This window comes from Kribbella antibiotica, assembly GCF_004349055.1.
In the GTDB taxonomy this organism is placed as follows: domain Bacteria; phylum Actinomycetota; class Actinomycetes; order Propionibacteriales; family Kribbellaceae; genus Kribbella; species Kribbella antibiotica.
Genome location: NZ_SMKX01000180.1, coordinates 1 through 16,733 on the forward strand (window position 1 = coordinate 1; position 16,733 = coordinate 16,733).

13 protein-coding genes are annotated in these 16,733 nt (G+C 68.1%); 4 read left to right on the forward strand and 9 right to left on the reverse strand.

The window, feature by feature from the left end; all coding sequences use genetic code 11:
• Nucleotides 1–1,732, forward strand: a 1,732-nt coding sequence (locus E1263_RS37030) for a GMC oxidoreductase (protein WP_202869239.1), incomplete at its 5' end; no start/stop codon positions are given.
• Here E1263_RS37030 and E1263_RS37035 read toward each other — a convergent pair.
• Nucleotides 1,724–2,233, reverse strand: a complete 510-nt coding sequence (locus E1263_RS37035; RefSeq protein ID WP_132176152.1) for a VOC family protein — start codon at nucleotides 2,231–2,233, stop codon at nucleotides 1,724–1,726. The two genes, E1263_RS37030 and E1263_RS37035, sit on opposite strands and share 9 nt — an antisense overlap.
• A 53-nt stretch (nucleotides 2,234–2,286) precedes the next feature.
• A complete protein-coding gene (locus E1263_RS37040; RefSeq protein ID WP_132176154.1) occupies nucleotides 2,287–3,012 on the reverse strand; it encodes a LysR substrate-binding domain-containing protein in 726 nt (241 codons plus the stop codon).
• Between the two features lie 39 nt (nucleotides 3,013–3,051).
• Between E1263_RS37040 and E1263_RS37045 the strand changes: the two genes are divergently transcribed.
• Entirely contained in the window at nucleotides 3,052–3,441 is a 390-nt protein-coding gene (locus E1263_RS37045; protein WP_132176156.1) for a DUF5997 family protein, read from the forward strand.
• Nucleotides 3,442–3,469: 28 nt separating this feature from the next.
• Here the strand turns inward: E1263_RS37045 and E1263_RS37050 are convergent, their stop codons facing one another.
• Nucleotides 3,470–4,822, reverse strand: coding sequence for an FAD-binding oxidoreductase (locus tag E1263_RS37050; protein ID WP_202869240.1), 1,353 nt, complete (start codon nucleotides 4,820–4,822; stop codon nucleotides 3,470–3,472).
• Nucleotides 4,823–5,029: 207 nt separating this feature from the next.
• Here E1263_RS37050 and E1263_RS37055 point away from each other — a divergent pair, with 207 nt between their 5' ends.
• The gene (locus E1263_RS37055) at nucleotides 5,030–10,549 is read left to right on the forward strand and encodes an ATP-binding protein (RefSeq protein WP_132176160.1); all 5,520 of its coding nucleotides are present in this window, start codon (nucleotides 5,030–5,032) and stop codon (nucleotides 10,547–10,549) included.
• 10 nt (nucleotides 10,550–10,559) lie between these two features.
• A complete protein-coding gene (locus E1263_RS37060) occupies nucleotides 10,560–12,836 on the forward strand; it encodes a penicillin-binding protein (protein ID WP_132176162.1) in 2,277 nt (758 codons plus the stop codon).
• Nucleotide 12,837: 1 nt separating this feature from the next.
• Here E1263_RS37060 and E1263_RS37065 read toward each other — a convergent pair whose 3' ends face one another.
• From E1263_RS37065 to E1263_RS37090, 6 genes are read right to left on the reverse strand one after another with little or no spacing between them, the layout of a single operon-like run.
• Nucleotides 12,838–13,155, reverse strand: coding sequence for a hypothetical protein (locus tag E1263_RS37065; RefSeq protein ID WP_132176164.1), 318 nt, complete (start codon nucleotides 13,153–13,155; stop codon nucleotides 12,838–12,840).
• Nucleotides 13,156–13,215: 60 nt separating this feature from the next.
• Complete coding sequence (locus E1263_RS37070; RefSeq protein WP_132176166.1) at nucleotides 13,216–13,611, reverse strand: VOC family protein; 396 nt, start codon at nucleotides 13,609–13,611, stop codon at nucleotides 13,216–13,218.
• Entirely contained in the window at nucleotides 13,611–14,354 is a 744-nt protein-coding gene (locus E1263_RS37075; protein ID WP_132176168.1) for an SDR family NAD(P)-dependent oxidoreductase, read from the reverse strand. The genes E1263_RS37070 and E1263_RS37075 overlap by 1 nt, the downstream gene beginning before the upstream one ends.
• Nucleotides 14,355–14,411: 57 nt before the next feature.
• Nucleotides 14,412–15,218 carry a helix-turn-helix transcriptional regulator gene (locus E1263_RS37080; RefSeq protein ID WP_132176170.1) on the reverse strand — a complete coding sequence of 269 codons (807 nt, stop codon included), beginning with the start codon at nucleotides 15,216–15,218 and terminating at the stop codon, nucleotides 14,412–14,414.
• Between the two features lie 31 nt (nucleotides 15,219–15,249).
• Complete coding sequence (infA, locus tag E1263_RS37085) at nucleotides 15,250–15,474, reverse strand: translation initiation factor IF-1 (protein ID WP_132176172.1); 225 nt, start codon at nucleotides 15,472–15,474, stop codon at nucleotides 15,250–15,252.
• 2 nt (nucleotides 15,475–15,476) lie between these two features.
• Entirely contained in the window at nucleotides 15,477–16,217 is a 741-nt protein-coding gene (locus E1263_RS37090; RefSeq protein ID WP_132176174.1) for a GNAT family N-acetyltransferase, read from the reverse strand.
• Nucleotides 16,218–16,733 lie beyond the last annotated feature (516 nt).

Sequence of the window (16,733 nt, forward strand, 5' to 3'; positions counted from 1 at the left end):
GCGCGGGCCTGCTGCTTGGGGGATGGTGGGGTGGCGGCCAGATGCGGCGAGCAGCTGGGAGCCGGTGGCGACGGCGCTGACCCTCACGCCGCGGAGCGCGCTGGCTGGCCGGTATGACGTCGTGGTGATTGGGTCAGGAGCTGGTGGGGGAGCGGCGGCGCAGGTGCTGGCTGAGTCGGGGCGCACGGTGCTCGTGATTGAGGCGGGGAGCTATCCGACGACCGAGTCGCTGGCGCGGGACCACTTGCGCAACCCGCGGTCAGTGGCTGGGCTTCCGGCTCCCACGGACCCGGATCCGCAGGGGCGACCACGGGTGGCGGTGGTGGACGGCGTGACCTCGTACCCGCTGCCGCCGGACGGCGACTGGGGGAACAACGCGTTCACCGTCGGTGGTGGGACGCGGGTCTACGGCGCGCAGGCGTGGCGGTTCGTGCCGAACGACTTCCGAATGGCCAGCACGTACGGCGTACCGGAGGGGAGTGCGTTGGCCGACTGGCCGATCTCGTACGACGACTTGGCGCCGTACTACGCGTTGGCCGAGCAGCGGTTCGGGGTCAGCGGCGGTGGGACCGACCCCTGGCACGCACCGCGCGAGCTGCCGATGCCGCCATTGCCCAGGACCGGACCGGCGCACCGGCTAGCGGCGGCTGCGGACAAGCTCGGTTGGGGGACTCTCGACGTACCGCTGCTGATCAACTCGGTGGACTATCAGGGCCGCGCCGCCTGCGTCCGTTGCGGCCAGTGTGTTGGTTTCGCTTGCCCGGTCGAGGCAAAGTCCGGCACGCATAACACCGCGCTCCCAGCCGCCCTGGCGACCGGCAACTGCACGCTGCTCACCGAGACCACCGCAGAGCGCCTGGTAGTCCGCAACGGGAGGGTCGTCGGGGTCGCGCTGGTTGGCGACCAGCTATGGCGACGGACGATCGAGTGCGGTGAGGTCGTCGTCGCGGCCGGTGCCTCCGAGACGCCGCGCCTCCTGCTCAACAGCGCGCACGACGCCGAACCAAACGGTCTCGGCAATAACCAGGATCAGGTCGGCCGCCATCTCCAGGCGCACGTCTACGCCGGAGCCGTCGGCCTCTTCGACGATGAGCTGGCCGACCTGATCGGCCCCGGCGTCTCGATCGCGACCTGCGACTTCCGGCACGGCAACGACGGGATCGTCGGCGGCGGCATGCTCGCCAACGAATTCGTGCCGACTCCGGCAGCGACGTACGACTATCTGACCGGCGCCGGCCTGATCCCGCGGGCCGGCCTGGCCGGGAAGCAGGCGATGCGCCGCGAGGCCCGCCGGATGCTGCGGGTCGTCGGCCCGATCCAGGAAGTCACGTCAAGGAACTCCCGCATCCGCATCGACCCCACCCTCAAAGACCGCTTCGGCAACCCGGTCGTCAAGATCAGCGGCGAGATCCACCCCGAGGACGTCCGCGCCCACGCCTTCATGAGCGTCAAGGCCAACCAATGGCTCCAAGCAGCCGGCGCCACCCGGACAGCCACCAGCACCCTAGGCACGACAGGCCGCGCGAGCACCGGTCAGCACCAGGCCGGGACGTGCCGGATGGGCGATGATCCAGCGCGGTCGGTAACCGACCCGTACGGACGGGTCTGGGGTCACGACAACGTCTGGATCGCTGACGCTTCCGTGCATGTGACGAACGGCGGCGTGAACCCGGTCCTGACCGTCCTGGCCGGATCGCTGCGGATCAGCGACCACCTCGTGCGATCAGCGTGAGATACCGATGCCGCTCTTGGCGTCCGGCCCGTACTTCGCCAGTTCGGCCTCGAGGTCGAGGCGGGTGACTCCGGCGTGTTCGCGGTCGGCGTCGGTGAGCTGGTCGGCCGGGATGATCCAGACGATCTCGAACTCGAGCCCGTTCGGGTCCTTGCCGTACAGCGACTTCGTGGTGCCGTGGTCGGACGAACCCACCAGAGCACCCGCCGCCTGCAGTTTGGCGGAGAGATCGACCAGGTCGCCGAGGGTGTCGACCTCCCAGGCGAGGTGGTAGAGCCCAACGGAGGTCTTACCCGCGCCCGAGTCAGCTGCCTCCGCGCCGATCTGGAACAGGCCGAGGTCGTGGTCGTTGGTGGAGCCGGGGGCCCGCAGGAATGCCGCGGTCGGGTACGAGTCGCCGCCTTCGGTGTAGCCGAAGCCGAGCACATCGCGGTAGAACGCAACGCTCTGGGTGACGTCGCGCACGTACAGGACCGCATGGTTGAGCCGGAAAATCGCCATACCCAAGACTATAGTTGAAGGCTCAACCGCTGTCACTGATCTATTGGGCTAGGTCAGCGCTTGTACTTGCGCTTGGGGGTCGGCTGACCGGGCTTTCCCTTGACCTTGTTCGGCCTGATCTGCTTCTTCGGGGCCTGCTTCTTCGCGGCGGCGGCCTTCTTCGGCTCGGGGGCCGGCTTGCTGCCGCGGGTGCTGTTGGCGGTCCGGCCGCGAACGATCCCGACGAACTCCTCCATCAGTCCCGACTCCGCGTCCTCCGGCCAGGTCAGCGCGACCTGCGAGGACGGCGCGTCGGTGATCGGCCGGAAGGTCAGGTCCTTGCGATGGTGCAGCCGCGCCAGCGACATCGGCACCACGAGCAATCCGGTGCCCATGGCAACCAATGCGATCGCATCCGCGGTGCTGGCCGGCCGCTCGTCGATCACGCGACCCGGCAACGGCCGCTCCCACATCAGTACGTCGTCCTGCGGATTCAGCATCAGCTCATCGGCGAGATCGTCGAGCGTGACCTCCTCGACCGCCGACACCACGTGATCCTTCGGGACCACCACGACCGTCTGTTCGACGTACAGGGGGATGGCGTGCAGGCCGGCCTTGTCGATCGGTAGCCGCACGAGGGCTGCGTCGGCGCCGGCGGAGTGCACGAGGCCGACGGCGTCGGCGGCCGCGACCTGGATCAGCTCGATCGGTGTCCGGGGCAACCTCTCGGCCCAGATACGCGCCCACTTGGCCGGTGTGACGCCTGGTACGTACCCGAGGCGGAAGGATGAGTCGGTCACGCGGTCAGGCTACCCGGCGAGCCGGGATACCCTGATCCAATGACCGCGCGTAAGTCCTCTCAAGACATGAAGCCCGCCACTGCGGCGAAGAAGCTGGACATCTACCTTCCGGCGACCCCCGCTGAGTTCCAGGACGGGTTCATCTCCCGCGAGGAGCTGACGACGCTCCAGAACGACCCGCCCGAGTGGCTGCAGGAGCTCCGCCAGAACGGTCCGCACCCGCGTTCGGTGGTCGCGGCGCGACTCGGCGTGTCGATCAGTGGCCTGGCCCGGGCCGGGGTCTCCGACGCCCTGACCAGCGACGACATCGACGCGATCCGCGACGAGGACCCGGACTGGCTCGAGCACGAGCGGGGCATTCAGGCGGACGTCCGGGCTGAGGAAGCCCGCCTGAAGGACGAGAAAGCCAAGAAGCGGCCCCGTTCTTGATTTGGCCCGCTCTTAACTTGGCCCGCGTCTAACGCGGCCCGTAGGGAAAGCGTCCGGCCGGGTCGTAGGTGGAACGAACCTCGGCCAGCCGGGCCAACGTCTCGGCCGGCCAGCAGGCCTCGTACGAGCCCGGGAGGACGAAGCCGTCGGCGAGATTGACCGTGTTCACGGCCGACGTCCACTTCTGCACACTGCTCAGCACCTGCTCGGCCACGGCCGGCAGGACCGTCTCGAACAGGCTCGGATCCGGCGCACCGACCATGAAGAGCGTGTAGGCACCGCTCCGCCCGCCGACCGCACTGCCCTCCGGTACGTCGCGACTGACCGCGCCACCGAGGTGTCGCAACTCGACCGCGACCATCGGCACCTGCTGGTCCGGGCCGACCGCACCGAGGTACGCATCGGCGAAATCGCCGTCGAGCTCGTCGAGCAGCAGCCCGCGGTCCCACGAGACGGTCGGCTCGGTCGGGTCGTTGTGGATCGACGCGATCTGCGATGCCGGCATCTCACCGAGCAGGTCGATCAGCACCGCACCGGCCGCCCGGATCGGCGCGAACAGCTTCTCGCCCTCCGCCGGATCGCCGACGTACGCGAACCGGACGCTCACGACGGTCTTGCCGCGCAGAGGCTCGGGGATGAACGGCAGCGGCGGGAGCCGCAGGATGATGGCCGATGTGGTCGCGGCCTCGGGCAGCGTGGTGGTCCAGTCGATCCAGGTCCGTACGACGCCGTCGATCTCAGGGGCGTCGAAGAAGACCGAGCCGCCGTACAGGGTGGTCAGCTCGACCAGCTCGACGTCCACCGAGGTGACGACGCCGAAGCCGCCCTTGCCGCCGCGTAGCGCCCAGAACAGGTCGGGGTGCTCGGTCGCGTTCGCCGTCACCACCTCGCCCGCGCCGGTGACGAGCTCGAAACCACGGACCCAGTCGGAGCCGAGACCGTACGTGCGCGCCAGCGGACCGAAGCCACCACCGAGCAGCAGGCCGATGCAGCCGACGTTCCCGGAGGCGCCGGCGATCGGCGCGAGCCCATGCTTGGCCGCGGCGGCGATCACGTCGGCCCAGCGGCAGCCCGCTTCGATGTGGGCGATCTTCGTGGCCGGGTCGATGCTCAGCCCGTTGAGCCGCGAGGTGGTGATGACGATGCCCTCGGTCACCGGCGTTCCCAGCCCATGGCCGGTGGCCAGCACCCGGATCGGCGTACCGGCCGCGGCAGCGACGACAGCGGCCGCGTCGGCGGCGGAGGTGATGCCGACAACCAGATCCGGCTGGTGCACGACGTTGGTCTTGAAACCGGCCAGCTCGTCGGCGAAGCCGTCGTCGCCGACGGTCAGGACCGGACCAGCAACAGCTTTCCGCAGCTGCTCCACGAGTTCGTTCACATTCGTACCAATCTGTTCTGAGGAAAGCCCTGTCAGCGCTGGATTCGAGCCGGTGCGCCACGCTGACTGCGCTCACGGCACACCGAAAAGAGACCCCGACTCGACGGTAATAGCGTTGTCCTGAAAGTGTGTGGGAGCGGCCCGGCCAAAACTTGTGTTCCACAAGGGCCGGGCCGCTACACGCATGGTGCGACAGGGAGGCGGTCGATGTTCAAGCGTATCGCAGTTGTGAACCGAGGCGAGGCCGCAATGCGGCTCATCAACGCGGTCCGGGAGGTCAACGCCGAGGGTGGCGAGCCGATCGAGACGGTGGCCTTGTTCACGGACGGCGAGCGGACGGCCACCTTCGTGCGCGAGGCGGATCGGACGTATCCGCTCGGCCCCGCGTCGGCCCGGCCGTACCTGGACCTCGCCGTACTTGAGCGTGCCCTTCGAGAGAGCGGCGCGGACGCCGCCTGGGTCGGCTGGGGGTTCGTCGCCGAGGACCCGGCGTTCGCGGAGCTGTGCGAGCGGATCGGCGTCACCTTCATCGGTCCGTCGCCCGAGGCGATGCGCAAGCTCGGCGACAAGATCGGCTCCAAGCTGATCGCCGAGGAGGTCGGTGTCCCGGTTGCTCCGTGGAGCCGCGGTCCGGTCGAGTCGCTGGAGGCCGCGCTGGCGGCAGCCGAGACGATCGGCTACCCATTGATGCTCAAGGCAACAGCCGGTGGTGGTGGCCGCGGTATCCGCATGGTCAGCTCCGCCGACGAGTTGTCCGACGCCTACGCCCGGACCAGCGAGGAAGCGGCCCGCGCTTTCGGTAGCGGCATCGTCTTCCTGGAGCGCCTCGTCACCGGCGCCCGGCACGTCGAGGTGCAGGTCATCGCCGACGGTCAGGGCACGGCGTGGGCGCTCGGCGTCCGCGACTGCTCGGTCCAGCGCCGCAACCAGAAGGTCATCGAGGAGTCGGCCTCGCCGCTGCTGGCCGCCGGTCAGGTCGAGGACCTGAAGGCGTCGGCCGAGCGGCTGACGATCGCGGTCGGTTACCGCGGTGCGGCCACGGTCGAGTTCCTGTACCACCCGGGGGAGAAGACCTTCGCGTTCCTCGAGGTCAATACCCGGCTCCAGGTCGAGCACCCGATCACCGAGCTGACCACCGGGTTCGACCTGGTCAAGGCTCAGTTGCACGTTGCTGATGGCGGCCGTCTCGAGGGCCTCAAACCGGCCGAGCTCGGGCACGCCGTCGAGGCCCGCCTGAACGCCGAGGACCCGGACCGCGACTTCGCTCCGTCACCCGGCCGCATCGCCGTACTGGATCTGCCGTCCGGGCCTGGCGTCCGGGTCGACACCGGAGTGAGCGCCGGGGACACGATTCCGGCCGACTTCGACTCGATGATCGCCAAGATCATCGGCTACGGCCGCACCCGCGACGAGGCGCTGGCACGCTTGCGCCGCGCGGTCACCGCGACCACCGTTCTGATCGAGGGCGGCGCGACCAACAAGAGCTTCATCCTCGAACTGCTCGACCAGCCCGAGGTCATCGACGGCAGCGCCGACACCGGCTGGATCGACCGCGTCCGCGCCGAGGGTCGCCTGGTCTCGCACAAGCACTCCGGGATCGCGTTGGTCGCTGCGGCGATTGAGGGTTACCAGGACGCCGAGAAGGTCGAGCGGAGCCGCCTTCTGGAGACCGCTCATGGCGGCCGTCCGCAGGTGCAGCACGAGGTCGGTCGCGCGATCGACCTGAAGCTGCGCGGAGCGAGCTACCGGGTGACCGTGACCCGGATCGGCCGGACCCGCTTCCGGGTCGGCGTCGGCTCCGGCAATGACCCCTTCCAGGTGGTGGATGCCGACCTGGAGCGTCTCGACGGTCACACCGGCCGGCTGACGGTCGGCGGGCAGCGGTTCCGGCTCGTCACCGCCACCCACGGCCCGGTGCACCTGATCGAGGTCGACGGGGTGACCCACCGCGTCAGCCGGGACGAAGGCGGCGTACTGCGCTCTCCTGCGCCTGCGCTCGTGGTTGCGACGCCGGTGAAGGCCGGCGCTGTGGTCGAGGCCGGTGCGCCGGTGCTCGTGCTGGAGAGCATGAAGATGGAGACGGTGCTCTACGCGCCGTTCAAGGCCACCGTGAAGGAGATCCAGGTCTCGACCGGCAGCCAGGTCGAGACCGGTGCGCCGCTGCTCCGGCTGGAGCCAATGGCCGACGAGTCCGACGCCGAGGAGGCTGCTCCGGTGCAGAACGGCGTCCGGCTTGAGCTGCCGCGTCGTACCGGTGAGATCTCGCCGGAGGAGCGGGTTGAGCGAGGTCTGGACGACCTGCGCAGCATGCTGCTCGGGTTCGACATCGACCCGCGTGACGAAGGCGGCATGCTGGCCGGCTACCTGCTGGCCCGCACGCAGCTCCCGCAGCCGCCGGTGGTCGCCGAGATCGACCTGATGTCGGTGTTCGCCGACTTCGCCGAGCTGAGCCGCAACCGGCCGGCCGGTGAGGAGATCAACACCGAGAACCGGGTGCACAGCCCGCGCGAGCACTTCCACACTTACCTGCAGAGCCTCGACCCCGAGCGCGGCGGTCTGTCGGCCGAGTTCCAGACGCGGCTCGCCCGGGTGTTCGCGCACTACGGGGTCACGGATCTGGAACGCAGTACTGAGCTCGAAGAGGCCGTGTTCCGGATCTTCCTCGCTCAGCAGCGGACCACGCCGGACATCCTGCTGGTCGCGTCGGTGCTGGAGCGCTGGATCGACGAGTCACGGCCGGAGGCCCCGCTCGACGACGCCGCGCACGAGCTGCTGGACCGGCTGGTGCTGGCCACACAGCTGCGCTTCCCGATCATCGGTGACCTGGCGCGCAGCGTCCGGTTCCGCTGGTTCGATCAGCCGCTGGTCGACGCCGCGCGCGCCTCGGTGATCGAGGGCGTCAGCGACGAGGTCGCTGACCTGGCTGCGCATCCGGAGGCCGCCGACCGCCAGGAGCGGATCGACGCGCTGGCTGCGATCCCGGAGCCGATTGTCCGGTTCCTGGCACAGCGGCTGCAGGGCGGCTGGGGTGAGCGCGAGCCGCTGCTCGAGGTGCTCATCCGTCGCCACTACCGCGAGTACGAGCTGCATGATGTTCACGAGGTCACCGTCGACGGGCGGCCGTTCGCGACCGCCGACTACACGATCGACGACCGGCCGACGCACCTGGTCACCACGGTAGGGACGACGGCCGAGCTGGCCGACCCTGCCAGCGGCCTGTCCCAGGCACTGACCGCGCAGCTGGATGCGGGTCCGGCCGGCCACGAAGCCGTGGTCGAGCTCTACCTCTACGGTTCCGACCTGCCCGCCGGACAGCAGGAAGCTGCTGATCTGTACCGGCGGATGGTGGCCGACCTGCCGATCGCGCAGCGGGCGCGGCGGATCTCGGTCTCGGTCGCTGCTGGTGACGATCAGCCGGTCTCGTACTTCACCTACCGCCCGGCCGATGGGTCTGTCGTCGAGGACGACAACGTCCGCGGGGTGCACCCGATGGTCGGCCGCCGCCTGAACCTGTGGCGGCTGCGCGACTTCCGGATCACTCGTCTCGAGGCGCCGGACGACGTACTGCTGTACTTCTGCGTCGCCCGGGACAACAAGGCCGATCAGCGGCTCGTTGCGCTGTCGCAGGTGCGGCAGTTCGCGGTGGTCCGCGACGAGGACGGCAAGGTCACGTCGCTGCCGCATGCTGAGCGTGCGATCGCAAACTGCCTGGAGGCGATCCGCCGAGCTCGGACCGCGCGGGGTGCGGCCGGTGCCAAGCTGGACATGAACCATGTCTGGATCCACATCTGGCCCGTCGTCGACGCCCAGGTCAACGAGGTCACGACGCTGAAGAGCAAGATCGCCCCGATGACGGCCGGTGCCGGGATCGAGGAGGTCCTGATCCAGGGCCAGGTCGAGGCACCCGACGGTGTCGCCTACCCGGTCGCGGCGCGGTTCTACTACCAGCCGGGCGCCGGCGTCGTCACGTCGATCGAGGAGCCGCCGACCACCCGGTTGGCGCCGCTCGACGACTACGCGCAGAAGGTTCAGCGCTCGCGGCGCCGCAACACGATCTATCCGTACGAAGTCAGTGGCATCGTGACCGGTCCGGGTGGCTCGTTCGTCGAGCACGACCTGGATGACACGGGTGCGCTGGTCCCGGTTGAGCGTCCGAAGGGTCTGAACAAGGCCGGCTTGATCCTCGGAGTGGTCAGTACGCCGACCACTCGCTACCCCGAGGGCATCACGCGGGTCGCGCTCAGTGGTGACCCGACCAAGGCGCTCGGCGCGGTCGCTGAACCGGAGTGCGCTCGGATCATCGCGGCCATCGACCTGGCCGAGCGGCTGCAGATCCCGATCGAGTGGTACTCGCTGTCCGCGGGCGCCCGGATCTCGATGGACTCCGGCACCGAGAACATGGACTGGGTCGCGAAGGCGCTCAAGCGGATCGTCGAGTTCACCCAGACCGGCGGCGAGATCAACATCGTCGTGGCCGGCATCAACGTCGGTGCCCAGCCGTACTGGAACGCCGAAGCGACGATGCTGATGCACACCAAGGGCATCCTGGTGATGACGCCGGACAGCGCGATGGTGCTGACCGGTAAGCAGACGCTGGACTTCTCCGGCAGTGTGTCGGCCGAGGACAACTTCGGCATCGGCGGTTACGACCGGGTGATGGGCCCGAACGGCCAGGCGCAGTACTGGGCGCCGGACCTGAAGGCGGCCCGCGACGTGCTGATGTCGCACTACGACCACACGTACATCGCGCCGGGGGAGACCGGTCCGCGGCGTGCGGAGACGACGGACCCGATCAATCGCGACGTGACGCCGTACCCGCACAGTGTTGAGGGCAGCGACTTCAAGACCGTCGGCGAGATCTTCTCCGTCGAGACCAACCCGGATCGCAAGAAGGCGTTCGACATCCGCACGCTGATGCGGGCTGTCAGCGACCAGGACCATCCGGTGCTGGAGCGCTGGGCCGGGATGGCCGACGCGGACACCTCGGTGGTCCAGGACGCGCGGCTGGGTGGTTACCCGGTCTGCCTGGTCGGGATCGAGTCCCGGTCGGTGCCGCGACGCGGCTTCCCGCCGGCGGACGGGCCGGACACGTACACGGCCGGCACGCTGTTCCCGCGGTCGTCGAAGAAGACGGCGCGCGCGATCAACGTCGCCAGTGGGAACCGGCCCCTCGTCGTACTGGCGAACCTGTCCGGGTTCGACGGCTCGCCGGACTCGATGCGCAACCTGCAGCTCGAGTACGGCGCGGAGATCGGCCGGGCGATCGTCAACTTCGAGGGCCCGATCGTGTTCTGCGTCGTCTCGCGGTACCACGGTGGCGCGTTCGTGGTCTTCTCCAAGCAGCTCAACCCGCGGATGACCGTGCTGGCCGTCGAGGGTTCGTTCGCCTCGGTGCTCGGTGGGGCACCGGCGGCAGCTGTGGTCTTCTCGGCCGAGGTCGACGCCCGTACGGCGGCCGATCCGCGCGTGGCTGCGTTGGCCGAGAAGGTCAGTGCCGCGAGCGCTGCGGAACGCGCTGAGCTGGCGACCGAGCTTGCGGAGGTGCGGACCGCCGTACGGGCTGAGAAGCTCACCGAGGTGGCGACCGGGTTCGACAAGATCCACAGCATCCAGCGGGCTCGTGACGTCGGATCGGTGGACGCGGTGATCAGTGCGGCCGAGCTTCGGCCGCGACTCATCGAGGCCATCGGTCACGGCCTGTCGTCGGGTGGTACCGCAGAGGTCTAAGCTGTCCGCCATGCGCACCGGGGATGGCGCTCCAAACAAAGCACGAGCGTTGATTACGTTCGTCGGCGTCAGCGTGCTGTCCGGTGCGCTCGCGGCAGGGCTGGCGATTCCGCTGGCCGGCTTCGCAGGAGCCAGCAGCGAGCAGATCGTCAAGACGGTTCAGGACCTCCCGCGCGAGCTGGAGGTCGAACCGGTCGCCGTCCGCAGCCGGATGCTGGCCGCGGACGGGTCGGTGATCGCGACCCTGTTCGAGCAGAACCGGGTGCCGGTCCGGCTGAACCAGATCGCCCCGATCATGAAGACCGCGATCATCGCGATCGAGGACTCGCGGTTCTACGAGCACGGCGCGATCGACCCCAAGGGCACGCTGCGCGCTGTGATCCGCAACCACGGCAGCGGCGAGGTCCAGCAGGGCGGCTCGAGTATCACCCAGCAGTACGTGAAGCTGAGCCTGATCGAGAAGGCGCGGACCCAGGCCGAGCGGGCCAAGGCGACCGAGGTCTCCTACGAGCGCAAGCTGACCGAGCTGCGCTACGCGATCTCGCTCGAGAGCCAGCTGACCAAGAACGAGATCCTCGAGCGATACCTGAACCTGGTCAACTTCGGTGACGGCACGTACGGCGTACAGGTCGCTGCGCAGCACTACTTCCGGACCACGGCCGACAAGCTGACGCTGCCGCAGGCCGCGCTGCTGGCCGGGCTGGTGAAGAACCCGACCGGGTACGACCCGACCAACAACCTCAAGCGCGCCAAGAACCGCCGTGACGTGGTGATCCGGCGGATGCTCGAGCTCAAGGTGATCTCGGTGCACCAGGCGAACCTGGCGCTGCAGACCCCGGTGATCGACCCGGCCAAGGTGAACCCGGTGGCGAACGGCTGCGCCAGCTCGCGCTACCCGTTCTTCTGCGATTACGCGGTGGCGCAGCTGCTCCAGAACCCATCGCTCGGCAAGAACCCCAAGCAGCGCGAGCACAACCTGAAGACCGGCGGCCTGACGATTCGTACGTCGCTCGACCCGCGCACCCAGGCGGCCGCGCAGGCATCGATCAGCTCGCACACCAAGCCCACCGACACCGCGGTCGCGGCGATCACCATCGTCGAGCCGGGGACCGGGCTGGTGAAGGCGATGGTGCAGAGCAAGCCGTACGGCAACGGCCGCAACCACACGAACTACAACTACAACGTCGAGAAGTCCTACGACGGTGGGTACGGCGGCTTCCAGAACGGCTCGACGATGAAGGCGTTCACGGTGGCAGCGGCGATCCAGGCCGGGCTGCCACTGGACTACCGGATCAACTCGCCGGAGCAGATCGACCTGAGCGACAAGAAGTTCCGGACCTGCAGCGGCGTCACCCGCGACCCCGACTACCACCCGCGGAACTCGACGCGCAGCGGCAACCTCACGATGGTCGAAGCCGCGCGGTACTCGACCAACACCTACTTCCTGCAGCTCTCGCAGCGCGTTGGCCTCTGCCCGATCGCGCGCGTCGCGTCCCGGCTCGGCATGTACAACGCGCAGACGTTGCAGCCGCTCGACCAGGTCATCTCGATGACCCTGGGCGTCGGCTACGTGACTCCGCTACAGATGGCGAACGCGTACGCGACCTTCGCGGCCCGCGGCAAGTACTGCCGCCCGCTGATCGTTCTTTCGGTGCGCGACAAAGCCAACCGGCCGCTTCGCAGCCCGAAGGCGCAGTGCAACCAGGCTTTGAACGCGGGCGTCGCCGACGGTGTCAACAAGGTGCTCGGCGCAGTCATGGAGCCAGGCGGCACCGGTGGCAAGCTGAAGTTCGGCCGCTGGGACCTGGCCGGCAAAACCGGAACCATCCAGGAGAACAAGGCAGTCTGGTTCGCCGGCTACGCCCCGAACCTCGCAGCCGCCGCGGTCGTCGCCGACGCGAACCTGCCCTACACGAACCTCATGTACGGCCACACCCTGGACGGCCGCGACATCCGCGACCCCACCGGCTCCGGCACCGCCGGCCCCCTCTGGGAAACCGCGATGCGAGGCGCCATGAAGGGCCTGCCGCTACGCCACTTCGTCGAGCCGTCCAAGAAGATCATCAACGGCGACCGCAAAGAACTCCCCGACGTCACCGGCCTGGACCGAGCAGCCGCCACCAAACTCCTCCGCGAAGCCGGCTTCGACACCACCATCGCCAACAAGCTGGTCGCCTCCCCGGTCCCCACCGGCAAGGTCGCCTACACCGACCCCCGCACCAACTCCGGCGCCACCAAGGGCTCGCTGATCACCATCTACCTGTCCAAAGGCCCCGGCCAGCCTTAGCTCACAGCGGCCGTAGGTGGGAGCCTGGGATCCAGGTGACTGCGCCGTCGTCGGTGATGAAGCGGCCTAGCCATACGCCGTTGTGGCGGATCCATACATCGAGCTGCCCGGCGGACCGCTCCACCCGTTGCACCGCCTGGGGCGGATCAATCCGCCGTACGGCGTCTGCGGGGCGGGGGCCGTGGGTGTCGTACTGCACCTCAAGCTCGGAGGCCATGCGGTTGGCCTCCACCTCGGTGCTGAGACCACTCGCACGCCAACCATTGACCGCGCCGTCCCAGACACCGAACCCATCGGATCCGTCATCTGCAGGGCGCACCGTAAACCGACCAAGCATATTTTCAGATTACGACAGATCGAACATATGTTCTAGTCTTGCTCAATGCTGCCAGCTCTTGTACACGAACTCGAGACTGTAGCCGTCCGGATCCAGGACGTTACCGGCGTAGTAGCGGGGGTCGTAGTGCAGGCGGGCACCGGGCTCGCCGTTGTCGGTGGCGCCTGCGGTGATGGCGGCTGCGTAGGCGGCGTCGACTGCGGCGGTGCTGTCGGCGATGAAGCCGACGTGGGCCGAGCGGGGGTCGGCCTCGCCGTGGCGCAGCCAGAAGCCGATCGGGCCGTTCTTGCCGAAGCCTTTGAGGTCCGGGTGTCCGGGTGGGCCGTCTTTGCCGTCGTAGTCGACGCGGTTGGTGATGCCGAGCGGGGCCAGGGCCGCTGTGTAGAAGGCGATCGAGCGGTCGAGATCGCTGACGGTCAGGAAGACGTGGTCGATCATCAGATGTCGAACCCTCCGGAAACTTCGATTGACTGGGCGTTGACCCACCGGTTCTCGTCGGACAGCAGGCTCGCGATGACACTACCGACCTCGTCGGGCTCGCCGACGCGGCCCAGCGCCGTACGGGCTGCGAGGAGGGCTTCGAATTCGTCGTTCAGGCCGCCGCCGAGGTCGGTGCGGATGGGGCCGGGGGAGATGGAGTTGGCGCGGATGCGGCGGTCGCCGAACTCTTGGGCCATGTAGCGGGTGAGGACTTCGAGGCCACCCTTGAAGCTCGCGTACGGCGCGACGCCGGCCGTGGTCACGCGGGTCGTGGCGCTGACCAGGTTCACGATCTGGCCGCCGTCGGCGATCAGGGGGAGCAGGGTCTGGGTGAGGAAGAACGGGCCCTTGAGGTGGACGCGGAAGAGACCGTCGAACTCGTCTTCGGTGACCGTGGCGATGGACTTGAAGAGGCCGTAGCCGGCGTTGTTGACCAGGTAGTCGAAGGTGGTTCGGTCCCAGGTCTCCTGCAACGTACGGCGGACCGCGTCGGCGAAGGCCGGGAAGGTGGTGGTATCGGTGACGTCGAGTTCCAGTGCGACCGCCGTACCGCCTTCAGCGTTGATCTTGCCGACGACGTCCGCTGCTGCGTCCGGGTTGCTGTTGTAGGTGACGATGACGCCCAGGCCGCGTCGGGCGGAAGCGAGGGCAGTGGCAGCGCCGATACCGCGGCTGCCGCCGGTGATGATCACGATGTTCATGACACTCAGTCAATGGTTTTGCCGGTGACCGGAGAAGGTCGAGTCTTCCTAGGAGTGCTACACCCAGGATGCGAGTACTTCGGCACTCCGCGAACCGCTCGCCGCCGTGGCCACCGTCAGTTGCTGCCCGGGCGCGCTGCGGACGTCGAAGGTCTGGTAACTCAGCTCGAGCTTTCCAGCCTCGGGGTGGTGAATCGTCTTCTGGGTCACCGAAAGCCCGGCGACGCTCTGATCGTCCCACAAGCTGCGGAACAGTTCGCTGTCGCGATATAGCCGCGCAACGAGATCCGACACCTCCGGATGCAGCGGGCTGAAACCGGCCGCCAGTCGCAGCGCACTCACCGACGCCCGCACGATCTCGTCCCAGTTGCCGTAGAACTCCTTCGCGTACGGATCGACGAAGAGGGCAGCCAGGACGTTCTGGTCCTGCCTCTGCAGCGGGCTAATGAGCCGCTCCGCAGCCGGATTGGCGACAAGCACCCGGAGCGCCGGGTTCGTCACGTACGCCGCCGCATGTGCGAAGGACTCCATCGTCTGCAGCAGTTCCGGCGCGATCGCCTCCGCCGTCTGATCGGCGTACGGCGACAACCGCGCCAACCGGAACAGGTGCCCGCGCGCATCCGCCTCGAGCTGCAAGGCCCGGCAGATCGAATCGACCACCTGCGCCGACGGCGTCCGCTCCCGCCCCTGCTCCAGTCGCGTGTAGTAGTCGGCGCTGACCCCCGACAACACCGCAACCTCTTCGCGCCGCAGCCCAGCAACCCGTCGGCTGCCGGTCGTGACCAGACCAGCGTCCTGCGGCGTGAGCCGAGCGCGCTGGGCGCGGAGGAAGTCACCCAGCTGATTACTAGCTGTGGTTGTCATTACGACGGATCCTACGCGCCCAGCACCGGGGTCAGTTGCGGTAGCGGAAGATGATCCGGCCCCGCGTCAGGTCGTACGGGCTGAGCTCCACCAGGACGCGGTCGTCCGGGATGATCTTGATGTAGTTCTTCCGGATCTTGCCGCTGATGTGCGCCAGAACCTGGTGGCCGTTGCCGAGTTCGACCCGGAAGGTCGCGCCCCGCAGCGACTCAACGACGATGCCGTCCATTTCGAGCGCGCCTGCTTTTCTAGGCATGGTCAGTCCTTCCCGTGGACGAGTTCGAGATTGCTGCCGGTACGGCGGGCTGCGAAGCTCTCGAAGAGTTCGATCGCAGCGTGGTTCGTTTCGTTGATCTCGGCCGCGACTGTTTCGACCCCGACATGCCGCAGATCGCCCAGCACCTGGCTGAGCAGCGCCCGGGCAATCCCCTGCCGCCGCTCATCGGCCCGAACCGCGATCAGCCCGATTCGCGGCTGCCGGGTGTACGTCGCCAGGCGGAGCAGGCCGACGTACTGGTTGTTGCGTTTGGCAACCGTGTACTTCGACGGGTCGAGCGGCGTGGTCCCGCCCTGCCAGGGAAGTACTTCGGCGGGCATCGTCTGCCAGTCGAGCTCGGCGCGAATCGCCTGCTCCAGCTCACGCAACGGCTCTTCGTCGGCCGCAGTGATGATCACCCCAGCTGGGATGGGCGTCGACGCCGGCCCAGTCGGTACGACGACTTCGCGCTCACGACGCCAGGTCGTGAACCCGGCGCGTTCCCAGCCGACCGTCAGCTCACGATCGGTCTCATCGACCACCGTGTACAGCGGCGTGGCTTGGTCGGCCACCATCGCATCGGCGAGGCGGTCGAAGACATCGTCGCGCCAGGTGTCGATACTGACAAAGGTCCGCCCGTCGAGCCGGCGCGACGCATAGCCGCGGCCGACGACGAGATCGTTCTCCACCGCATGCCACTGGTTCTCGGCAACGCGGGAGATCGTGCACAGCAAAGGGTGCATAGGTGTTTCCTTTCGGGAGTGCCGAAGTTCTCGGGGCGCTCCCGGCGACACCTACGTCAATCGCCCGCCCGTGACCACGAGAGGGGAAGCACCCACACGACTGCGTTCATGGGTTCCCACCTCCAAGCGTGATGTCACGGACCACGGCACGGTACCAAGCACACCGCCGTACCGGCCAGCCATTTACCGCTCACCGGAATCGGGACTGAGAAACCCAGTCCAACTTCCGGGGAGCAGTTCAAAGTGTCCCCTTCTCCTGCCAAAAAACGAGCGGAGAACCAGCAACTCGAACGGAGCTCCCCGCAAATCACCAACGCCCTGGCGGACGGACGTTCGCTGTGACTGCGTACACCTGCTCGGGACTGCGGACACGTGGTGAGGTTGCCCGCGGTCCCCAGTTGGTGTCCCCGGTACGGCGGATCGTCTCGCACACCGGCCAACTATCGGGTCGAATCCGGGGGTGGTTCGCGGTTGGTCGGTGGTTCTTGGGGGCGGCCGGCGGGGAATGTTGCGGTC